Genomic DNA, 21,182 nt, shown 5'->3' on the forward strand with positions numbered 1-21,182 from the left:
GGGTGCTTGCGTCGCCCCTTTGCGGGCTGTCGTGGGCTTGCGTGGGTGCCTGGCGCGCCCACAAGTGGATTGGTTGCTCTTGCCGGCCTTCGGGGTGGCGGTAGGTGGGCCCGGGTCTGGTATGGGGTGCTTGCGTTGTCCCTCTTTGCGGGCTGTCGTGGGTTTGCGTGGGTGCCTGGCGCGCCCACAAGTGGATTGGTTGCTCTCACCGCCTTCGGGGTGGCGGTAGGTGAGCCCGGACCTGGTATGGGGTGCTTGCATCGCCCTTCGGGTCGTCAGGGGCGCTCGGATTGGTTGTGGGTGCGCTTGTCGCCGTTGCTGGGGTCGCTGAGGGCGTCCGGATTGGTTGTGGGTGCGCCTGTCGCCCGTGGTGGGTCATGGGGTGACCCGTGAGCGCCGCATCTGCCCGGCGGCCGCGATGGAGGGCTGTAGCCGCTGGGGCATCGCGCGGTAGTTCGGGACGGTGCTGGTGCGGTTGAGGGCGGGGTGGCCGTACCAGAGAAGGGGGTTGATCATCGGGGTTGTGAGAAGGGTTCGACCTTGTGAAGGGGACGCGAGCAGGGGCTCTGAAGGGGACGCATGCAGTGCTGTGAAGGGGACGCAAGCAAAGCTGTGAAGGGGACGCAAGCAAAGCTGTGAAGGGAACGCAAGCAAGGCTGTGAAGGGGACGCATGCAGTGCTGTGAAGGGGACGCATGCAGTGCTGTGAAGGGAACGCAAGCAAGGCTGTGAAGGGGACGCATGCAGTGCTGTGAAGGGGACGCAAGCAAAGCGGTGAAGGGGCGCATGCAGTGCTGTGAAGGGGTGCAAGCGAAGCTGTGAAGGGGGTGCGGGGAAGGGGAGTGGGGGACGGCAGTGGGGGAAGCTGCTGGTTCAGGGGGTTGAGGCGGAGCGTAGGTCGTTCAGGCGCTGGCGTAGCAGGTCGGCTTGGGGCTGGCTCAGGCCGCCCTCGTTGAGGCGCTGGCGGACCTTGCCCAGCAACTGGTCGACCTGGTCGGTCACGTTGTCGGCTCCGGGGTCGATGAGGCGTAGCAGGTTCTGGAAGTCGAGGGCCACGTCGGCGCGGATCTCGCCGGACTGCTGGCCCTGTTCGACGGTGTCCTGGACCCGGTTCAGGGCGGCCTCGACCGTCAGGATCGGGTCGGTGGGGGTGATCCTGGTGGGCTCCGCCGGGGACGGCGGCACCGTGGCCGCGGCCGACGGTGACACCGTCTGCTTCGGAACCAGGGACTCGGTGCGAGGCGTCGTGGGGGACGGTGACGCCGGCGGCTGCGCGAACTCGACCGGGTCGTCGGGGGCGTTGGCGGCGTAGAGCAGCGCGACGACGATGGCGGCGAAACCGGCCAGGGCGGCGCCGAAGGCCACCCGCCGGGCGCCGGGGGACGTGACCCGCTGCTGGGCCGGCAGCACCTTGGCGTGGCCGGTCGGCGGCGGCTTGGGCAGCGGAATGGTGAGGCGGGCCGGCGCGGACGGGACCAGCCGGGTCAACGCACGGCGGGCCTGGGCTGCGGTCGGGCGGCGGCTCGGATTGTCGTCGAGGCAGCGCAGGATCAGCTCGCGCAGGCGGGCCGGCAGGGTGTCCGGCAGCGGGGTCGGGCCGTGGGCCTGGGCGGCGGCCAGCTCCTCCCACGTGTTCACGTCGTAGGGTGGGTCGCCGGTCACCATCTCGAACAGCAGGACACCCAGGCCGTAGAGGTCGGTGGCCGGCTCGGCGGGCTTGCCGTCGAGACGCTCCGGCGCGGCGTAGGCGGGTGTGCCGAAGCTGAGACCGGTGTCGTCGTCGTCGGGCTCGCCGGCGGCCGCGCTGATCCCGAAGTCGAGGAGCTTGACCCCGCCGGGGCACAGCATCACGTTGCCGGGCTTGATGTCGCGGTGCACCACCCCGGCGGCGTGCGCGGCGGCCAGCGCCTCGGCGACGGCGGCCCCGATCGACACGGCCTCGCCCCAGGGGACCGGGCCGTCGGCGTCGCACAGCCGGGCCGCGACGGTCTCACCGTTGAGCAGCTCCATCACCACGAACGGGGCGACCGAGCCGTCCGGCCGGACGGCCTCACGGTAGTCGTGAACAGCGGCGATGCCCGGGTGGGAGAGCCGGGCCGCGAGCCGTGCCTCACGCCAGGCCATGTGTGCGGCGCGGGTGTCGCCGGCCGGCAACTTGACGGCCACGGGCCGGTCGAGCAGCTCGTCGGTGGCCCGCCAGACCTGCGCCATGCCACCGGTCTCGAGGAGCGTGACGAGGCGGTACCGCGAGGCGAGCAGCACTCCCGAGTCCGGCCAAACTTCGTGCATCCCAGGACATTCGCCCAGTCCGGCACAGCATGTCAACTCCCGGATTCGCGGGGCGCGGCGCATCTCACCGTCCGTGAGAAAACCCGTAGCAACCGATCCGCAACCGGCGACGCACCGGACTGAACCCGGAACGGCGAACGATGATCTCACCCCCGAGCTGAGGAGTTCCGTTCGATGCGTATGCGCCGCAGCGCCGCCGCCGTCGCCCTGGCCGTGGCGGTCGCCGTCCCGACCGCCGTCACCGGCGTGGCCGCCTATGCCCAGAGTGCGACGCCCGCCACCAGTGTGGTCGCGGCCAAGAAGCCAAAACCTGACAAACCATCCAAGAAGCAGAACTTCCAGGCGAGCGGCTCGGTGACCGCCGTGGATGCCGCCGCCGGGACGATCACGGTGGCCGTCCGCAGCGGCACCAAGGACGTCCGCGGCAGGACGGTGACCATGAACGTCGCCGACAGCGCCCGGATCGTGCTGAACGGCCGCAAGGTGAAGCTGGACGCCCTCAGCGCCGGCCTCAAGGTGTCGGTGACCGGCTCCCGTGCCGACGGCGTGTACACGGTCGCCAAGATCCAGGCGGCCGGAAAGAAGAAGCCGCGGCCCACGCCGGTGCCGACCCCCACGGCGTCCCCCTCACCGTCGGAGACGCCGGCACCGGAGCCCTCCGAGTCGACCGAACCGACCGAGTCCCCGGAGCCGACGCACTCCGCATCCCCGGAGCCGACGCACTCCGCATCCCCGGAGCCGTCGCACTCCGAGTCCCCGGAACCGGAGCACACCGAGGACGACTGAGAGACCACCGGCGACCGGTACGCCCCATCCGCCATGACAAGCCGGGGCGTGCCGGTCGTCGGCGTTAAAACTAAGACCCCGGGCGTTGCGGCCGATTGCTGGCGGGGAGGGCCCGGAGCAGGACGGAGAGTTGCATGCCACCAGCGGTGCGCGCCGGCTTGTGGCGCGATCCGGTGCTGATCGCGCTGGCCGTGTCCGCCGTGATCGTGGTCGGTGCCTTCCTGCTGGACGTGGGTACGCCCCGCGCCCAGATGATCGCCTGCTGGGTGATCAGCCCGATCCTGGACTTCGCCCTGTACTGGCTGTCGCGGCAGGTGTGCCGTACCCCGGGCCTGCCGCCGCACGTCCGGCGGTTCTGGGGCGCCGTCGGTGTGGGCGGGCTGCTGTTCATGGCCGGCGACCTGGTGCAGCTGTTCTCGATCGTCGCCGATCCGGCGATCAACCGGATCACGTTCCATCCGGTGCAGTCGGCGACGATGATGCTCGGCGTGGTGGTCATGATGGTCGGCCTGCTGCTGCCGCAGCGCGCGGCGAGCCGGTCGCCCCGTGAGCAGACCCGGTTGCTGCTGGACACCGCGATCCTGATGTCCGCCTCGGCCGTGGTGGCGTGGTGCCTGATGACCCGGCCGGGAATGGCCGGCGCCCCGCCCGAGGCGCTCTTCCTGGCCGTGTTCGGCTGCGGCGTGGTCCTCTGCGGGATCTTCGCGGCGGTCCGGGCCGGCCTGACCGGGGTGTCCCCGATGAGCCGGATCGCGGCCGTCCCGATGGTGACGGCGCCGGTCGGCCTGGCCCTGTCGAGCGTGCTCCTGCCCAGCGGGAGCGTGCAGAACACCGGCGTCCAGATGGCCGCGGTGGTCTTCCCGTGTTTCCTGGTGCTGGCCGGGCCGCGGCTGCAGTTCCTGCACGGGGTGGACGGCCTGGACGGGGGCGAGTGGTTCAACCGCCGCCGCCGTTACAGCGTCCTGCCGTACTCCGGGACCCTGGTCTGTGCGATCGCCCTGGTGTACGTGCTCGCCTACCGCGGGCTCGGGGTGTCGGCGTGGGGTGCGCTGGCCGGCCTGCTGATCAACGTCGGTCTGGTGATCGCCCGGCAGGTGCTGGCGCTGGCCGAGAACGACGACCTGGTCGGCGCGATCCGGCACCGCGAGCAGCGCCTCACCTCCCTGCTGGAACACTCGTCGGAGATCATCTCGATCGCGGGCACCGAGGGCGGGTTCACCTACGCCAGCCCGGCCGTCGAGCGGGTCCTGGGTTTCCCGGTGGCCGATGTCATCGGAAAGTGCTCGCTGGACATCCTGCACCGTGAGGACCGGGCCCGGCTCGCCGCCGATCTGGACGAGTTGTACGCGACCCCGGGCGCCGAACTGACCTTCCAGGGCCGGTACCGGCACGCCGACGGGTCGTGGCGCTGGCTGGAGGTGGTGGCGGTGAACCTGTCCCGGGAGCCCGGCATCGACGGCGTGGTCTGCAACTCCCGCGACGTCACCGAGTCCCGGGAACTGCACGAGCGGCTGCGTTTCCAGGCCGGGCACGACGACCTGACCGGGCTGGCGAACCGGCGCGAGTTCACCGCGGCGATGGACGCGTGCCCGGGTGACGCCACGGTGCTCCTCATCGACCTCAACGGCTTCAAGCACATCAACGACACGTACGGCCACGCCGCCGGCGACGCGGTGCTCAGGCACGTCGCGGACCTGCTGCGGGACTGCACCGGCCCGGACGACGTGCCGGCCCGGCTCGGCGGCGACGAGTTCGCGGTGCTGACCAGTGGGGACCGGCCCGCGGCGGAGCTGACGGTGGCGCGGATGAGGGCCGCGTTCGCCCGTCCGGCGATGATCGACGGCCGGGAGCTGACGGTCGGCGCGAGCATCGGCCTGGCGACCGGCCCGGCGGGCGGCGGCGACCACCTGCTGAACACCGCCGACCTGCTGATGTACGAGGAGAAGCAGCACAGCCGGACGTTGACGTCATGAGGCGTTACGTCATCACGGCCGCACTGATCTGCCTGCTCGGCACCCTCTGGTACGGGTTGTGGACGGCCGTGTCCCCGGGCACGGTGGCGGTCGGCTACCTGTTCATGCCGCTGTCGATGGCCGTCGGCGGCCTGTCGGTGCGCGCGCTGCGGCGGGCGGTCCCGCTGGCCCCGGCCGGCCACCGGTTCTGGCTGCTGCTGGAGATCTGCTGCTACCTGTTCGCGGCCGGGTTCTCGGTGCTCGCCGTCGACGCGTTCCGGATGGCGCCGGACCTGCCGGAGATGCCTCCGGCAGGTGCCGTGCTGATCGGCGCCGGGGTGCTCGTCGCGATGTGGGGTGTGGCCCAGGTCCCGCTCGGCGTGACCAGCTGGTACGAACGTGGCAAGCAATGGCTGGACCGGACCATCGCGTTCCTCGGCTGCGCGACGGTGCTGTGGCATTTCGGTATCTCCCCGATGTTCTGGTCGGCCGACCCGTGGAGCACCTCGGCGCTGTCCGTGCTGCTGCTGGCGTGCCTGTTCGCGGCCGGGTCGATCACCAAGGTGGCGTACATCGCGGGTGGCCCGGTGGACCGCCGGGCGATGCGGCTGGTCGCCTCGACCGGCCTGATCGCGGCCCTGGTGGCACTGCTCGCCGTCCTCGGCGGCTATCTCGGGATCCTGCCCGGCCAGGCCGTGTGCATGCCGGTGTGCGGGCTGCTGATCGCGCTGGGTGTCCGCCGTCAGGCCTCGGCCACCCGGAACCCGCGGGCCGTGGGCAAGGGCAACCTGTGGCTGCCGTACCTGGCGGTCCTGGCGGTGGACGTGCCGGTCGCCGACGTGCTGATCCGCTCGTGGCACTGGGCGCCGGGCGTCTGGGAGGGCCGGCTCGTGGTGTCGGCGGCGGTCGTCGTCACCGGCCTGGTGGCGTTGCGCCAGTTCGTCGTCTACCGGGAGAACGCCCGGCTGCTGCGGGAGAAGCAGCAGTCGGAGGAGCGGCTGCGGCACGAGGCCACCCACGACCCACTGACCGGGCTGGCCAACCGTTCGTTGTTCCGGTACTCCCTGGACCGGGTCCTGGAGACCGCGCCGGCCACCGTCCTCCTGGCCGACCTGGACGAGTTCAAGACGGTCAACGACTCGCTCGGCCACGACGCCGGCGACAGCCTGCTGTTCGCGTTCGCGCGGGTGCTGCTGGACGCGGCCGGCCCGGGTGCCGAGGTGGCCCGGCTGGCCGGCGACGAGTTCGCGGTGCTGCTGCCGGGCGACACCACCGGCGCCGAGGTGGCCGAGCGGATCGCCGCCGCCACCGCCGTGCCGATCAGTGACCAGCGGCTGCTGGTGAAGTTCAGCGCCGGGCTGGCCACCGCCCCGCCCGGCACCCCGGCCAGCGACGTGCTGCGCCAGGCCGACGCCGCCCTCTACGCGGCGAAGGAGCGCGGACGCGGCAACTGGGTCCGCTACGCCGGCGGCATGGAACGCCCGGCGTCGGCGCACGCCCGGCTCGGCGGAGACCTGCGGCGGGCGCTGGACGCCGGCGAGTTCCGGATCGTCTACCAGCCGATCGTGTCGCTGGACGACAGCCGGATCGTCGGTGTCGAGGCGCTGGTCCGCTGGGAGCATCCGGAACGCGGCATGGTGTCGCCGATCGACTTCATCCCGGCGGCCGAGCGGACCGGCCTGATCGTGCCGCTGGGTCGCTGGGTGCTGCGCGAGACCTGCCGGCAGGCGGCGGCCTGGCTCGCCGAGTTCGGCCCGGACGTGCTGGACAAGGCCGCGCCGAACGTGTCGGTCCGTCAGCTGCACGACCCCGACTTCGTCAACGACGTGGCGGCCGCCCTCGCCGACTTCGGCCTGCCGGCGAACCGGCTCGTCCTGGAACTGACCGAGTCGGCGGTGCTGCGCGGCCAGCACGTCTCCCGGGTGCTGCACGAGCTGCACGACATGGGGGTGCGGCTGGCGCTGGACGACTTCGGCACCGGCGAGTCGTCGCTGAGCCTGCTGCGCGCCTTCCCGGCCGCGATCGTCAAGCTCGACAAGTCCTTCGTCGACGGCATCGAGCTCGACGAGCCGGACACCCCGGAGGCACACGCCCGGCAGGCGGTGGCCCGGGCGGTCGCGCAGCTCGCCGACGCGCTCGGCCTCGACACGGTCGCCGAGGGCATCGAGAACCAGGAGCAGGCGGACCGTCTGCGGCGCCTCGGTTACCACGTCGGTCAGGGCTATCACCTGGGGCGGCCGATGCCGGCGGAGAAGATCACCGAGATCTTCGCCGCCGGGCGGGTGAAGGCCGCCGCTTAAACCCCCGATATCGTACGGCGATGAGCGGCGCCGACGACGGAACAGAGACCGCCCGGTCGCTCACCGAGTGGCTGGATCAGCTGGCCTTCGCCGACCTGGCCGAGGGCGAAGCCGCCACGCGGATCGCCGACTCGGTGCAGCGGTGGGCACAGTGGCAGGGGTGGCGGGTCTACCGGCGGGCGCCGAGTGTCTTCCCGTTGCCGCCGCCGCTGAAGGGCAGCTCGGTCATCGACGTGGCCTGCGCCCGCCCCGACGGCCCGCCGCTGGCGATCGAGATCGACCGCACCGACCGTCAGCGGACCGTCGACAAACTGCTGGCCGAGGCGGCCGCGGGCCGGGTCGCGATCTGGGTGCGCTGGGGGACCGGCCCGTTCCCGCCGCCCCCGCTGCCGGTGCATCTGGTGGTGCGGGAGGCCACCCGCCGGTCCGGCCGATGGCATACCGTGTCGGCGGCGCCACCCGCGCCGCGCCACTCCGGGGCCGTGCCCTCCGGGGACGCCGTCCACGCCGAGGAGCTGCCGTGGGAGCTGTGACCGAGAGTCCGTACCGTCTGGCCTGGCGGGTCACCGAGCCGCTGCACGCGATGGTCTACTTCGTGCCGGAGGCTCCGGAGCGTTACGCGAGGTTCGGCATCCGCCCGATGGACGGCTACTTCGCGTCCCGGGGTGCCGCGTTCGGCCCGGTGGGGCCGGAGATCGTGGCCGCCACCTTCTACAACTTCAACCCGGCCCGGGTGGCCCGCGCGCTGCCCGCCGTCTGGTCGAAGGCGTCGCCGGAGCAGATCATCGAGGCCCGCCTGGAGGCCGTCGACGCCGCTCTGACCCGGGGCCTGGGTGCTGACGTGGTCAACGGCCCGGAGGTCGCCGAGGCGGCGGCTCTGGCCCGTGTGGCGGCGGAGAAGGCGGCGACCCTGCCGCACGGCCGTCCGCTGTTCGCCGCACACGCCGCGCTGCCGTGGCCGGAGCGACCGCACCTGGTGCTCTTCCACGCGCAGACGCTGCTGCGCGAGTTCCGTGGGGACGGTCATGTGGCGGCGCTGCTGGCCAACGGGATCAGCGGCCTGGACGCGATCGTCATGCACGAGGCCAGCGGCGACTCCCCGGCGGGCTTCCTGCGGGCCAGCCGGGGCTGGAGCGCCGAGCAGTGGGCCGAGGCCGAGTCCGACCTCCGTCGCAGTGGCCTGCTGGACGCCGAGGGCCGGCTGACCGAGGCCGGGGTGGCGCTGCGGGCCCACGTGGAGGACCGCACCGACCAGGTGGCCGAGGTGGCCTACCGGGCGATCGGCGAGGACGGCTGCCGGCGGCTGGCGGAGCTGACCCGTCCGTTGAGCAGGACCGTCGTCAAGGGTGGCCTACTTAACCCGATGAGTCTCGACACGCATTCCTCTCGGCCGAATCATTTGCCGGAGGGTAATCGGTAGGCCACGCTAGGTGCGTGACACAACATCTGCGGAGACACCCGGCGTCCTGGTGGGCGCAGTTCCAAGAGGCCTCCGAGCGGTTCGACACCGCGTATCTGACCGAGGGGTTGGGTGACCTGATCACCCCTAAGATCGGCTCGCCGCTGCTGCGGCGGGAGGCGGAGATCGCCGCCGACGTCGTGGTGCGGCACCTCAACAAACCGCAGGCCGAGGAGTTGGCGGACCGGGCTCGCAAGAGTGCCCAGCGGCTCGTCGAGACGGTGGCGCGGCTGGAGGAGCGTTCCGGTGACGGGTTCTCGCTCACCGAGGCGCACGCGCTGTGCCATCTGCTCGAGGGCCGCTTCGGTGAGGCCGCCAACGCGGCCGAGGAGTTCGTCAAGACCCAGCAGATTCTGCGGGTCTTCGTCGGCGCCATGCGGATGGAGCGGTTCGACGCGGACCTGGCGGTCAAGATGCTCGCGGCCGGGCACCAGCCGGCCGCCGCGATGCAGTCCGGTCTGGTCGTCGGGAAATACAGCTGGTGGCCGTCCTGGCTGCTCAAGATCGTCACCGAGCGGGCCATGGACGGGCATCTCGACCAGGAGACCGTCGAGGCGCTGGACAAGTGCGCCTACGCCGAGCTGAGCCCGGCCCAGTCCCGGATCGCCCGTCGCCTGCTGGCCGGTGAGGACGCGCTGATCGACGCGTCCGCGGTCCGGCTGGAGGGCCTGGGTGAGACCGACGCGGCCGAGAAACTGCGCAAGGGCGACCTGACCGCGGTCGCCCTTGCGGCTCGTCTCATCCCGGTCTAGCTCAGGCGCCGCCCTCGGTGAGGGTCACCGTGGCGGGCTGGAACGCCGAGCCCGTCACGTCGACGCCCGCGGCCTTGGCCTGCTCGATCGCCTGGTTGATGTAGTCGTTCGTGTAGGCCAGGCCCTCCGGCGCCGCCTTCAGGATGGTGTCGCCGGTCTGGTTCTTCGCGGTCTGCGAGATCTCCACGGTCTGCTTCCAGGCCGCCTCGTCGATCACGCCGATCCCGGTGCCGGCGGCCGGCCAGACCAGCTTGTTGACCTCGTTCATCTGCCACAGCTGGTGGCTCTTGCCGAGCTTGGAGCCTTTGGCGACGACCAGGTCACGGCACTTCTCCGCGTTGTCCCGGCAGTACGCCCAGCCCTTGATCGTGGCGGTCAGGAACTTCACGGTCTGCGCCTGGTAGTTCGGGTCGCTGAGCTTCTCGGTGTTCGCCCACACGGCGTCCTGGAGCATCGACGACCCCTCGGTCTTCCAGTCGATGATCGCGAAGTCGTCCGGCGTGTAGAGCTGCCCGGTCGCCGGGTTCTTGGCTTCGAGGAGCTGGGCGTACTCGTTGTAGCTCATCGCCTGGGCGGCGTCGATCTCCTTCTTCAGCAGCGCCTGCATGTCGAACTGCTGCTGCACCAGGGTGACGTCCTTGCTGGGGTCGAGCCCGGCCTTGGTCATGCCGGCGAACAGCTCGAACTCGTTGCCGAAGCCCCAGTTGCCGACCTTCTTGCCCTTGAGGTCGGCGGCCTTGGTGATGCCGCTGTCCTTCCAGGCCACCTGGTAGGTGCCGGAGCGGGCGAAGATCTGCCCGACGTCGGTGATACCGACCCCCTCCTCGCGGGAGGCCAGCGCCTTGGGGACCCAGGCGATCGCGTAGTCGGCCTTGCCGGTGGCCAGGACCGTCTGCGGGACGATGTCGACGCCGCCCTCGAGAAGCTCGACGTCGAGGCCCTGCTCCTTGTAGAACCCCTGGTCCACGGCGGCGATGTAGCCGGCGAACTGGGCCTGGTAGAACCACTGCAGCTGGAGCTTGATCGGGGTGAGGGCGCCGCTCGCGCCGGGGGCCGGGGTGCTGGGGGTGTCGGCGGTGCCGCAGGCGGTCAGAATCAACGCCGAAGCGGTGACAATAGAGGCAAATATCCGGTTTCGTCGCACAAAAACCTCCGGGAGTATCGGGGAGATCGTCAGGAGATGAGGCGCTGCCGCCACGGCATGGCGAGCCGTTCCAGCAGCAGCGTGACCAGGTAGAAGGTGAGTCCGAGGAGGCAGGCGCCGGCCACGAAGGCCCAGGCACGGGGATAGGCGGTGAACGCCGCGGCGGAGGTGATCCGCGCGCCGAGACCGTCCTGCAGCCCGCCGAAGTACTCGGCGACGACCGCGGCGATGACGGCCAGCGACGACGCCTGCCGCAGGCCGGTGAACAGATGGGGGAGCGCGCCGGGCAGCCGCACCTTCCGGGCGAAGGTCCACCCCGAGGCGGCGTACGTGCGCATCAGCTCCTGATGGACCGGGCTCACCTCGCGCAGCCCCCGCAGCAGGTTGAGGAAGACCGGGAAGAACACCACGATGCCGGTGACCAGGCGGCGCGGGACGCTGCTGGTGGACTCGAACATGTTGTTGAGGATCGGGGCGAGCGCGATGATCGGCAGCGCGTTGGCGACCGCCGCGAACGGGATCGACACCTCGCCGAGGAACCGCGAGCGGCTCGCCGCCAGCGCGGCCAGCACCGCCAGCAGGGTGCCGCCGATCAGGCCGAGGAGCGCGTTGGCGCCGCTGGCCAGGGCCGCGTCCCAGATGTTCTGCTTCTGCTCGACGATCTGGGCCCCGATGGCCGACGGCGCCGGGAGGATGAACGGGGCCACCCGCCCCGCCGTCACGAAGACCTCCCACAGGACCAGGGCGAGGACCCCGACGATCAGCGGCGGAAGTACGCGTCTCATGAGCGCAGCGCCTGTCGTACCTCGGTGATCTTCTCGAAGTAGACCGGAGCCTGCCGGCCCGCCTCGTCCCGGGAGGGAAGTTTGACCTCGATCGACGCGGTGATCCGGCCCGGGCGGGCCGACATGACGACCACCCGGTCGGAGAGGAAGACCGCCTCCGAGATCGAGTGGGTGACGAAGACCGTGCTGGTGCCGGTCGTGGCGCAGATACCGAGCAGCTCGGACTGGAGGCGCTCGCGGGTCATCTCGTCGAGCGCCCCGAACGGCTCGTCCATCAGCAGCAGTGGTGGCTGGACGGCCAGGGCCCGGGCGATCGCGACCCGCTGCTGCATGCCGCCGGAGAGCTGGCCGGGGTAGTGGCCGGCGAAGTCGGCGAGCCCGACCAGCTCCAGCATCTGCTCGGCCTTGGCCCTCCGGTCGCTCTTGGACATGCCGCGCAGTTCGAGGGGGAGTTCGACGTTGCGGCGCACGGTCCGCCACTCGAAGAGGCCGGCCTGCTGGAAGGCGATGCCGTACTCCTGCTCGCGGCGGGCCTGCGCGGCCGGCCGGTCCGCCACCGTGACGGTGCCGGTGGTCGGCTCGATCAGGTCGGCGATCAGGCGCAGCAGGGTGCTCTTGCCGCAGCCGGACGGCCCGATCAGCGACACGAACTCGCCGTCACCGACGGTCAGGTCGACATCGGAGAGGGCGAGGACCTCGTCACCGCGCCCCTGGTTGAAGATCTTGGTCAGCCCGTCGACGACCACGGCGGTCATAGAGTCACCACCTCCACGTGGCGCCGGTGCCGCATCAGCGGCAGTTCGAGAAGGGAGACGGCCCCGGCGACCAGCAGGCCCAGCAGGGCCGCGCCGAGCATCGCCGTGTAGACCTTGGCGGGATCACTGGTGGCCTCCCGCGAGTACTCGATGAGCAGCCGGCCGATACCGCCGCGCGTGCCGGTCGAGATCTCCCCGACCACCGCGCCGACCACCGCCGCCGCCCCGGCCAGCCGCAGTGCCGGGAAGAGGTACGGCAACGCGGCCGGGAACCGGAGTTTCACCGTCGTGCGCCACCAGCCCGCGGCGTAGCTGCGCATCAGCTCGACACCACTGGCCGACGGCGACTGGAGGCCGCGCAACATGCCCACGGCGACCGGGAAGAACGCCAGGTAGGCGGCGATCACCGCGACCGTCGCCCAGGCCGGCATCAGGGTGCCGCCCCAGCCGGCGATCAGCGGCGCGAGCGCCACCAGCGGCACGGTCTGGGAGAGGATGACGTACGGCAGCAGCCCGCGCTCGACGATCCGGAACCGTTGCATGGCCGCCGCGAGGACGAGCCCGATCACGGCCCCGGCCAGGAACCCGGCCGCGGTGATGCCGAGCGTGAACAGGCACGCGTCGAGCACCACGATCCACACCGGCCGGCCGCCGGTCATCTCCGGGTCGGCCAGCCGGCGCGCGATCGTCCACAGGTGTGGCATGGAGAGGTCGTCGGCGCGCGGGAGCACCCGCACGCCGAACAGCACCGTCCCCTCGGGATCGCCGGCCAGTTTGTACCCCTCCCAGAGGAGGGCTGCCGCGACCAGTCCGGCGATCACCGAGAGGACGCGCCTCACGAGAACGCCGGGATGATCTGCTCACCGTAGGCGGCGAGCGTCTGTTCCTTGCCGTCGTGCTGCAGGTAGACCGAGAACTGGTCGACGCCCAGTTCGCGTAGCTCCGTCAGCTTCTTGACGTGGCTCTCCACGGGACCGAGGACACAGAACCGGTCCACGATCCCGTCCGGCACGAAGGTGGTGTGACTGTTGCCGGCACGACCGTGCTCGCTGTAGTCGTACCCCTGCCGTGCCTTGATGTAATCGGTGAGGGCCTGCGGCACCGCGCCGCCGTCGCCACCGTAACGGGCCACGATGTCGGCGATGTGGTTGCCGACCATGCCGCCGAACCACCGGGTCTGCTCCCGCTGGTGCGTCAGGTCGTCGCCGACGTAGGCCGGCGCCGCCACGCAGAACTTGATGGCGTCCGGGTCCCGTCCGGCCTTGACCGCCGCGGCCTTCACCGCCTTGATCATCCACTCGGCGATGTCCGGGTCGGCGAGCTGCAGGATGTATCCGTCGCCCACCTCACCGGTGATGGCCAGGGCCTTCGGGCCGTAGGCCGCCACCCAGACCTCCAGGCGGCTGTCGGCCGCCCACGCCAGCTGGAGCTCCTGCCCGCGGACCGTGACCTTCTCGCCGTTGCCGAGACCCTTGATCGCCAGGACGCTCTCGCGGAGCTGGCCGAGGGTCTGCGGGGTGAGGCCGAGCACGCGCAACGCCGAGTCGCCGCGGCCGATGCCGCAGACGGTCCGGTTGCCGTACATCTCGTTGAGGGTCGCGAAGGTCGAGGCGAGGACCGTCCAGTCCCGGGTGCCCGGGTTGGTCACCATCGGCCCGACGACGATCCGCTCGGTCGCGGCCAGGATCGCCGAATAGACGACGAACGGCTCCTGCCACAACACGTGCGAGTCGAACGTCCAGAAGTGGCTGAAGCCGGCCGCCTCGGCCTTCTTCGCCCACTCCACCACCTCCAGAGCGGGTGGGTCGTTCTGCAGTACTACACCGATGTCCAATTGGCCCACCCCTTTCTAGATCAGGTAGTCGCTGAGGCCGCGCTTGACGTACTGCCCGCGCCCGGCCCGGCCGGTGTACTCGCCGCCGGACGCGATCACCTCGCCCCGGGACAGGACCGTGTCGACCCGGCCGTCGATCTCCCAGCCCTCCCAGGCCGAGTGATCCATGTTCATGTGGTGGGTCTCGGCGCTGATCCGGGTGCGCCCGTTCGGGTCGTAGATGACGATGTCGGCGTCCGAGCCGGGCGCGATGACACCCTTCTTCGGGTAGAGGCCGAACATCCGGGCCGGGGTGGTCGCGATCGTCTCCACCCAGCGGCTCAGCGACAGCTTCCCGTCGACGACGCCCTGATAGAGCAGGTCCACCCGGTGCTCGACGCTGCCGATCCCGTTCGGGATCTTGGAGAAGTCGCCGAGGCCCAGTTCCTTCTGGTCCTTGAAGCAGAACGGGCAGTGGTCGGTCGACACCACCGACAGGTCGTTGGTGCGCAGGCCCTGCCACAGGTCGGCCCGGTGCGTCTCGTGCTTACTGCGCAGCGGCGTCGAGCAGACCCACTTGGCGCCCTCGAAACCGGGTGCGCCGAGCTGGTCCTCCAGCGTCAGGTACAGGTACTGCGGGCAGGTCTCGGCGAACACGTTCTTCCCCGCGTCCCGGGCCCTGGCCACTTGCTCGAGGGCCTTCGACGCGGACAGGTGCACGATGTAGAGCGGGCAGTCGGCGGCGACCGACGCGAGCCAGATGGCCCGGCTGGTGGCCTCCGCCTCCAGCTCCTGCGGCCGGGTCAGACCGTGGTGGATCGGGTCCGTCTCGCCGCGCTCCAGGGCCTGCTTGACCAGCACGTCGATGGCCGGGCCGTTCTCCGCGTGCATCATGATCATGGCGCCGTTGTCGCGCGCCTTCTGCATCGCGCGCAGGATCTGGCCGTCGTCGGAGTAGAAGACGCCCGGGTACGCCATGAACAGCTTGAAACTGCTGATGCCCTCGTTGGCGACCAGGTAGTCCATCGCCTTGAGGGACTCGTCGTCGACCCCGCCCATGATCATGTGGAAGGCGTAGTCGATGTGGCAGTTCCCGTCGGCCTTGCCGTGCCAGGCGGCCAGGCCGTCCTGGATCACCTCACCGGTCCGCTGCACCGCGAAGTCGATGATCGTCGTGGTGCCGCCGATCGCCGCCGCCCGGGTGCCGGTGTCGAAGGTGTCGCTGGCGTGGGTGCCGCCGAACGGCAGTTCCATGTGGGTGTGCGCGTCGACGGCGCCGGGGATCACGTACTTCCCGGTCGCGTCGATGACCTCCGGCCCGTCGGGTGCCTGCCCCGGCGCGAAGATCGCGGCCACCGTCTCGCCGTCGATCAGGACGTCCGCCTTCACCGCGCCGATCGGGCCGACGACCGTCCCGCCCTTGATCAGGGTGGTCACGGCGCCACCAGCCCGTCGTAGCTGTCCGGGCGGCGGTCGCGGTAGAACTGCCACCGGTCGCGGACCGTACCGAGCAGGCTCAGGTCCAGGTCACGGATGACCAGCTCGGGGTTGTGGGTGTCGGCCACCTCGCCGACGAACTTCCCCTCCGGGTCGACGAAGTACGTCTGCCCGTAGAAGTCGTTGTCGCCCAGGTCCTCGACGCCGACCCGGTTGATGGCACCGATGAAGTACTCGTTGGCGACCGCGCTGGCCGGCTGCTCCAGCTGCCACAGGTAGGACGACAGGCCCCGGCTGGTGGCCGACGGGTTGAACACGATCTGCGCCCCGTTCAGGCCGAGCGCGCGCCAGCCCTCCGGGAAGTGCCGGTCGTAACAGATGTAAACGCCGACCCGGCCGACCGCGGTGTCAAAAACGGGATAACCCATGTTTCCCGGACGGAAGTAGAACTTCTCCCAGAACCCCTTCACCTGCGGGATGTGGTTCTTGCGGTATTTACCGAGGTATTTGCCATCGGCGTCGATCACAGCGGCGGTGTTGTAGAGGACTCCGGGCTGCTCCTGCTCGTACATCGGCAGGACCATGACCATTCCCAGCTCGGCGGCGAGCGCCTGGAAACGCTCGGTCGTCGGGCCCGGGATGCTCTCGGCGTACTCGTAGTAGGCGGCGTCCTGCACCTGGCAGAAGTACGGGCCGTAGAACAGCTCCTGGAAGCAGATCACCTTCGCCCCCTGGGCGGCGGCCTCACGAGCGTAATCCTCGTGCGCCTTGATCATCGATTCCTTGTCGCCCGTCCAGGTGGTCTGGACGAGGGCGGCGCGGACGACTCCGGTCGTCATTGCGGCCCCTCTCTTGTTGATCTCTTACGCACGCGCAGTGCGCCGGGAAGCGCCTGTGATCGTGTGTTTACTCCTTGTTATAGGTCCTGCGCCAGGTCTTGCTTGTCGGCGCCGGATGCCGTAGGACACTAACGACACAGATTGAGGCGAACAATTGCCCGTACGTTACGGAATGTTTCGGAGACGATAATTTGCTGAACCTGATCACCGGGGCGGTTCAGGACAGAAGCGCCCGTGGCATCGCGGCGGCGGTGAGCCGGTTGATCACGTCCGGCCGTCTGCCCGCGGGCGTCCGCCTGCCCACCGTCCGGGTGGTCGCCGGCGGGCTCGGCGTGAGCCCCACGACCGTCAGCGAGGCCTGGCGCAACCTCATCCTCGCCGGGGCGATCCAGACCCGGGGGCGATCCGGAACCTATGTGTCCGGTCCGCTGCCACCCCGGGCCCGGCTGAGGTATGCCCAGCTCAGCGGCGCACGGGTGGACCTGCCGCAGGACCTGTCCACCGGCGTGCCCGACCCGCTGCTGCTGCCCGATCTGACCGGTGCGTTACGGCGGATCGGGGACGGGCGGTGGGCCGGCAGCTACCTCGACGCCCCGGTGCTGCCGGAGCTGGAGGCGGTGCTGCGGGAGCGGTGGCCGTACCCCCCGGAGAGACTCACCGTCGTCGACGGCGCCATGGACGCCCTCGACCGCGTCGCGGGTGCCGCCCTGCGATACGGCGACCACGTGCTCGTCGAGAACCCGGCCTTCCCGCCGCTCCTCGACCTGCTCCAGGCCGTCGGCGCCACCGTCGTCGGCGTGCCGATGGACTCGGCCGGCATCGTCCCGGACGCCCTGCTCCAAGCCATCCGGGACTACCGGGCGGTCGCTCTGTTCCTCCAGCCGCGTGCCCACAACCCCACGGGTACCAGCATGGACCCGTCCCGCGCGGCGCAACTGGCGAACGTCCTCCTGGAAGCGCCGCACCTGCTAGTGGTCGAGGACGACCACGCCGGCGGCATCGCCACCGCCCCGCCCGTCAGCATCGGCCGCTACCTGCCGGAACGCACCGTGCACGTGGCCGGCTTCTCCAAGAGCCACGGGCCCGACCTGCGGCTGGCGGCGGTCGGCGGGCCGGCCCACGTGCTCGACGCCCTCGCCGACCGGCGACTGCTCGGCCCCGGCTGGTCCAGCCGGTTGCTCCAGGGCGTACTCCTCGATCTGCTGACCGATCCGCAGGCCGTGGCGCGCGTCGCGGCCGCTCGTGACGCCTATGCCGCGCGCCGGGCCGCCCTGCTCTCGGCGTTGCACGCCCGCGGGGTGACGGCCACCGCGGCGGACGGGATCAACCTCTGGATGGCTGTCCCCGACCAGCAGAACGCCCTGGTCGCGCTGGCCGCCCACGGCGTCGCGGCCGCCCCCGGCGCCCCGTTCTGCGTCACCCCGCTGGGTATCGACCATCTCCGCATCACCGCCGGCCTGGTCGCCGGCGGCTACGACGAGCTGGCCGAGGTGCTGGCCGTCGCCACCGTTCCGAACATCCGAAGGAGAACCCCGTGAGCGAGCTCCTCGACCGGCATCGCGCCGTCATGCCCCACTGGATGCCGGTCTACTACGGCGACGACGCGCTGGAGATCGTCTCCGGCAGCGGGCGCCGGGTGACCACCGCCGACGGCCGCACCTACCTCGACTTCTTCGGCGGCGTGCTGACCACCATGATCGGCTACGACGTGGCCGAGATCAGCGACGCGGTCCGCGCCCAGATCGGCACCGGCGTCGCGCACACCTCGACGCTCTACCTGATCCGGCAGCAGGTCGAGCTGGCCGAGAAGATCGCCCGGCTCTCCGGCATCCCGGACGCGCGGGTGTTCTTCACCAACTCGGGCACCGAGGCCAACGAGTCCGCCCTGCTCATGGCCACCAACGTGCGGCGCTCCAACCAGATTCTGGCGATCAAGAACAGCTACCACGGCCGGTCCTTCGGCACCATGGCGATCACCGGCCATCGGACCTGGTCGTCGAGCTCGCTCAGCCCCCTCACGGTCAACTGGCTGGCCTCGGCCGACCGGCTGCGCGGGCGGATGGCCCGGCTCGGCGACGCCGACCTGATCGACGCGGCCGTCGACGACCTCCGGGAGGTGCTCGCGACCGTCACGGCCGGTGACGTGGCCGCCCTGATCGCCGAGCCGATCCAGGGCGTCGGCGGGTTCGTGCACGGGCCGGACGGGCTGCTCGGCGCCTACCGGAAGGTGCTCGCCGAGCACGGGATCCTGCTCATCGCCGACGAGGTGCAGACCGGCTGGGGGCGTACCGGCGACCACTTCTGGGGTTACCAGGCGCACGGCGTCACCCCCGACCTGATCACCTTCGCCAAGGGGATCGGCAACGGGTTCGCCCTCGGCGGTGTGGTCGGCAGCGCCTCGGTGATGAACGCGGTCCCGGCGATCAGCTTCTCCACCTTCGGAGGCAACCCGATCAGCGCGGCGGCCGGCAACGCGGTCCTCGACTACGTGCTCGACCACGACCTGCAGGGCAACGCCCGCCGTGTGGGCGCGATCCTGCTGGACGGGCTCCGGGCGCTGTCCTGCGGGATCCTCGGCGAGGTGCGCGGCCGGGGCCTGATGATCGGCGTCGAGTTCGTCCGCCCCGGCACCACCGAGCCGGACCCGGCCGCCACCCTCCGGGTCTTCGACCTGTGCCGGGCCGGGGGTCTGCTGGTCGGCAAGGGCGGCCTGTACGGCAACGTCCTGCGGATGGGCCCGGCGCTCACCCTGACCGAGGACGAGGCACGGGAGGGCCTGTCGATCCTGACCGATGCGATCGTTACGACAGACGCCGAATACCAGATCCGATAAGTCCGACTTATCGTGATTTCTTCCTAAGCTATTGTTCACCTTTGCGCTACCTGTGGATGCAATCGGTAGCGAGCCAGTTGCTTTCCGTGCAGATTGGGGAAACATCAGGTTAACGCGAGCGGAACCTTGTACATGTCCCGTTCTGGCTATGGCAGCGCGCCCATAACTCGGTCACGATCACGGCGTGACAGAAACATCCGTGATCTTGGCGCTGGTGGTCATCACGGCCCTGGCCTTCGATTTCACCAACGGGTTCCATGACACCGCCAACGCGATGGCGACCTCCATCGCGACCAAGGCGCTACGGCCCAAGACCGCCGTCGCCCTGTCCGGTGTGCTGAACCTCGTCGGCGCGTTCCTCTCGGTCGAGGTCGCGCTGACCGTCACCAACGCCGTCGTCAAGATCCAGGACAAGAGCGGCGCCCCCAAGGCGGAACTTCTCGCCGACGGTGGCAGCACCTTGTTGCTGATCATCCTGGCCGGCCTCGTCGGTGGCATCGTCTGGAACCTGGCGACATGGCTCTTCGGCCTGCCGTCCAGCTCCTCCCATGCCCTCTTCGGCGGCCTGGTCGGCGCCACCCTGGCCGGCCTGGGTGTGGCCGGCGTCAACTGGAACGGCGACGGGTCGAAACTCGACGGCGTCGTCGGCAAGGTCCTGCTGCCCGCCGTGATCTCCCCGGTCATCGCGGGCGTCGTCGCCGCCGCCGGGACCTGGATCATCTTCAAGATCACCACCGGGGTCGCGGCCCGCTTCACCGAGCAGGGCTTCCGCTGGGGCCAGATCGGCAGCGCCTCCCTCGTCTCCCTCGCGCACGGCACCAACGACGCGCAGAAGACGATGGGTGTCATCACGCTCGCCCTGATCGCCAGCGGCCACTGGAGCGACCTGGAGAACATCCCGCTCTGGGTGAAGGTCTCCGCGGCCCTCGCCATCGCCCTCGGCACCTACCTCGGCGGATGGCGGATCATCCGAACCCTCGGCAAGGGCATCACCGACATCAGCCCGCCGCAGGGCACCGCCGCGCAGTCCGGCGCCGCCGCCGTCATCCTGGCCTCCAGCCACCTCGGCTTCGCGCTCTCCACCACGCACGTCGCCACCGGCTCGGTCATCGGCTCCGGCCTCGGCCGCCCCGGCGCCACCGTCCGCTGGGCCGTCGCCGGCCGCATGATCCTCGCCTGGCTGATCACCCTGCCGGCCGCCGGCCTCGTCGGCGCCGTCATGTACTGGATCGGCGACACCGTCGGCGGCATGGCCGGCGCGCTCGTCGTCTTCACCCTCCTGGCCCTCGCCTCCGGCGGCATGTACCTGCGCTCCCGCTCCGCCCGCGTCGACCACGAGAACGTCAACGACGACTGGGACGGCGAAACCAGCACCCCCGCCGTCACCCCCGTCCCCGCCGTCGCGGCGAACTGAGAGGGCCGACCATGCACAACTTCGGATTCGCCCTCGACGGCGCCTGGCAGGTCCTCCTCGCCGGCCTCGCTCTCGGCGCCGGCCTGCCGATCCTGTTCGCCCTCGGCATCCGTTCCCTGGCCTGGGCCTCCGGCGACGTCACGACGGGCGTCAGCACGGCGGACGCCCCGCGGCGGCCGCTCGGCACGGTCGTCGGCTACGGGCTGTTCGCGGTGGTCGTCGTGGGCGTGCTGCTCGGGCTGACGTTCATCGTGGCCAGCGGGTTCGGGTACAAGCTCGACTTCTCGCACATCTATCCGATGCTCGTCGCGAAGTAGGTTTCCGGGAAGGTCCGGCGCCGTTCACGGTGCCGGACCTTCCTTTTTTGGTACGGCCACACCTTCATCAGGCGCAGCCACGTGTCGCGCGCTACCGCGCGACGCAGGCGACAGTCCCGCCCGCCAACGCGCCGCACGCGCATATCCCTTGGTCACCAACCTGCGCTGTCCCGCGCCGCCCTGCACTGCCCTGCGCCGTGCCGTCCTGCGCCGCGCCGTCCGCGCCGCGCCGTCCGCGCCGTGCCGCGCCGTGCCGCGCCGCGCCGTGCCGCGCCGTGCCGCGCCGTGCCGCGCCGCGCCGCGCCGTG

The 21,182-nt window shown here is 70.7% G+C and carries 19 protein-coding genes; 10 read left to right on the forward strand and 9 right to left on the reverse strand.

Going from position 1 to position 21,182, the window contains the following annotated elements; translation table 11 throughout:
• Nucleotides 1-375: 375 nt before the first annotated feature.
• Nucleotides 376-516 (reverse strand): hypothetical protein, encoded by a 141-nt coding sequence (locus ACFO0C_RS40415; protein ID WP_378072107.1) that lies wholly within the window; start codon nucleotides 514-516, stop codon nucleotides 376-378.
• A gap of 356 nt (nucleotides 517-872) precedes the next feature.
• Nucleotides 873-2,288 (reverse strand): serine/threonine-protein kinase, encoded by a 1,416-nt coding sequence (locus ACFO0C_RS40420; protein ID WP_378072108.1) that lies wholly within the window; start codon nucleotides 2,286-2,288, stop codon nucleotides 873-875.
• A 174-nt stretch (nucleotides 2,289-2,462) separates the two neighbouring features.
• Here ACFO0C_RS40420 and ACFO0C_RS40425 point away from each other — a divergent pair, with 174 nt between their 5' ends.
• The 6 genes from ACFO0C_RS40425 to ACFO0C_RS40450 all read left to right on the forward strand — a co-directional run bounded on the left by ACFO0C_RS40425 (nucleotide 2,463) and on the right by ACFO0C_RS40450 (nucleotide 9,537).
• A complete protein-coding gene (locus ACFO0C_RS40425; RefSeq protein WP_378072109.1) occupies nucleotides 2,463-3,074 on the forward strand; it encodes a hypothetical protein in 612 nt (203 codons plus the stop codon).
• 134 nt (nucleotides 3,075-3,208) lie between these two features.
• On the forward strand, nucleotides 3,209-5,047 hold the full coding sequence (locus ACFO0C_RS40430) for a diguanylate cyclase domain-containing protein (RefSeq protein WP_378072110.1): 1,839 nt from the start codon (nucleotides 3,209-3,211) through the stop codon (nucleotides 5,045-5,047).
• On the forward strand, nucleotides 5,044-7,326 hold the full coding sequence (locus tag ACFO0C_RS40435) for a putative bifunctional diguanylate cyclase/phosphodiesterase (protein ID WP_378072111.1): 2,283 nt from the start codon (nucleotides 5,044-5,046) through the stop codon (nucleotides 7,324-7,326). The genes ACFO0C_RS40430 and ACFO0C_RS40435 overlap by 4 nt, the downstream gene beginning before the upstream one ends.
• Nucleotides 7,327-7,346: 20 nt before the next feature.
• Nucleotides 7,347-7,859 carry a hypothetical protein gene (locus tag ACFO0C_RS40440; protein ID WP_378072112.1) on the forward strand — a complete coding sequence of 171 codons (513 nt, stop codon included), beginning with the start codon at nucleotides 7,347-7,349 and terminating at the stop codon, nucleotides 7,857-7,859.
• Nucleotides 7,847-8,746 carry an SCO6745 family protein gene (locus tag ACFO0C_RS40445; RefSeq protein WP_378072113.1) on the forward strand — a complete coding sequence of 300 codons (900 nt, stop codon included), beginning with the start codon at nucleotides 7,847-7,849 and terminating at the stop codon, nucleotides 8,744-8,746. Before ACFO0C_RS40440 ends, ACFO0C_RS40445 begins: the two co-directional genes overlap by 13 nt.
• Nucleotides 8,747-8,760: 14 nt before the next feature.
• On the forward strand, nucleotides 8,761-9,537 hold the full coding sequence (locus ACFO0C_RS40450) for a hypothetical protein (protein WP_378072114.1): 777 nt from the start codon (nucleotides 8,761-8,763) through the stop codon (nucleotides 9,535-9,537).
• Between the two features lies 1 nt (nucleotide 9,538).
• Here ACFO0C_RS40450 and ACFO0C_RS40455 read toward each other — a convergent pair whose 3' ends face one another.
• The 7 genes from ACFO0C_RS40455 to ACFO0C_RS40485 all read right to left on the reverse strand — a co-directional run bounded on the left by ACFO0C_RS40455 (nucleotide 9,539) and on the right by ACFO0C_RS40485 (nucleotide 16,310).
• A complete protein-coding gene (locus ACFO0C_RS40455) occupies nucleotides 9,539-10,636 on the reverse strand; it encodes an ABC transporter substrate-binding protein (protein WP_378072115.1) in 1,098 nt (365 codons plus the stop codon).
• A 74-nt stretch (nucleotides 10,637-10,710) separates the two neighbouring features.
• Complete coding sequence (locus tag ACFO0C_RS40460; RefSeq protein WP_378072116.1) at nucleotides 10,711-11,466, reverse strand: ABC transporter permease; 756 nt, start codon at nucleotides 11,464-11,466, stop codon at nucleotides 10,711-10,713.
• Nucleotides 11,463-12,221, reverse strand: a complete 759-nt coding sequence (locus ACFO0C_RS40465; RefSeq protein ID WP_378072117.1) for an ABC transporter ATP-binding protein — start codon at nucleotides 12,219-12,221, stop codon at nucleotides 11,463-11,465. The genes ACFO0C_RS40460 and ACFO0C_RS40465 overlap by 4 nt, the downstream gene beginning before the upstream one ends.
• Nucleotides 12,218-13,060: an ABC transporter permease gene (locus ACFO0C_RS40470; protein ID WP_378072118.1), complete on the reverse strand. Its 843-nt coding sequence runs from the start codon at nucleotides 13,058-13,060 to the stop codon at nucleotides 12,218-12,220. Before ACFO0C_RS40470 ends, ACFO0C_RS40465 begins: the two co-directional genes overlap by 4 nt.
• On the reverse strand, nucleotides 13,057-14,064 hold the full coding sequence (locus tag ACFO0C_RS40475) for a TIGR03842 family LLM class F420-dependent oxidoreductase (protein ID WP_449191792.1): 1,008 nt from the start codon (nucleotides 14,062-14,064) through the stop codon (nucleotides 13,057-13,059). The genes ACFO0C_RS40470 and ACFO0C_RS40475 overlap by 4 nt, the downstream gene beginning before the upstream one ends.
• A gap of 6 nt (nucleotides 14,065-14,070) precedes the next feature.
• Nucleotides 14,071-15,471 (reverse strand): dihydropyrimidinase, encoded by a 1,401-nt coding sequence (gene hydA, locus ACFO0C_RS40480; RefSeq protein WP_378072120.1) that lies wholly within the window; start codon nucleotides 15,469-15,471, stop codon nucleotides 14,071-14,073.
• The gene (locus ACFO0C_RS40485) at nucleotides 15,468-16,310 is read right to left on the reverse strand and encodes a nitrilase-related carbon-nitrogen hydrolase (RefSeq protein ID WP_378072121.1); all 843 of its coding nucleotides are present in this window, start codon (nucleotides 16,308-16,310) and stop codon (nucleotides 15,468-15,470) included. Before ACFO0C_RS40485 ends, hydA begins: the two co-directional genes overlap by 4 nt.
• Before the next feature lie 251 nt (nucleotides 16,311-16,561).
• Here ACFO0C_RS40485 and ACFO0C_RS40490 point away from each other — a divergent pair, with 251 nt between their 5' ends.
• The 4 genes from ACFO0C_RS40490 (at nucleotide 16,562) to ACFO0C_RS40505 (ending at nucleotide 20,874) form a co-directional block, all read left to right on the forward strand.
• On the forward strand, nucleotides 16,562-17,848 hold the full coding sequence (locus tag ACFO0C_RS40490) for an aminotransferase class I/II-fold pyridoxal phosphate-dependent enzyme (protein WP_378072122.1): 1,287 nt from the start codon (nucleotides 16,562-16,564) through the stop codon (nucleotides 17,846-17,848).
• A gap of 29 nt (nucleotides 17,849-17,877) precedes the next feature.
• Nucleotides 17,878-19,143: an aspartate aminotransferase family protein gene (locus tag ACFO0C_RS40495; RefSeq protein ID WP_378072134.1), complete on the forward strand. Its 1,266-nt coding sequence runs from the start codon at nucleotides 17,878-17,880 to the stop codon at nucleotides 19,141-19,143.
• Nucleotides 19,144-19,327: 184 nt separating this feature from the next.
• Nucleotides 19,328-20,557 (forward strand): inorganic phosphate transporter, encoded by a 1,230-nt coding sequence (locus tag ACFO0C_RS40500; protein ID WP_378072123.1) that lies wholly within the window; start codon nucleotides 19,328-19,330, stop codon nucleotides 20,555-20,557.
• Between the two features lie 11 nt (nucleotides 20,558-20,568).
• On the forward strand, nucleotides 20,569-20,874 hold the full coding sequence (locus tag ACFO0C_RS40505) for a hypothetical protein (RefSeq protein WP_378072124.1): 306 nt from the start codon (nucleotides 20,569-20,571) through the stop codon (nucleotides 20,872-20,874).
• Nucleotides 20,875-21,182: the final 308 nt, after the last annotated feature.

Origin of the sequence: Actinoplanes subglobosus (genome assembly GCF_042650585.1) — a bacterium.
Taxonomy (GTDB): Bacteria; Actinomycetota; Actinomycetes; order Mycobacteriales; family Micromonosporaceae; genus Actinoplanes; species Actinoplanes subglobosus.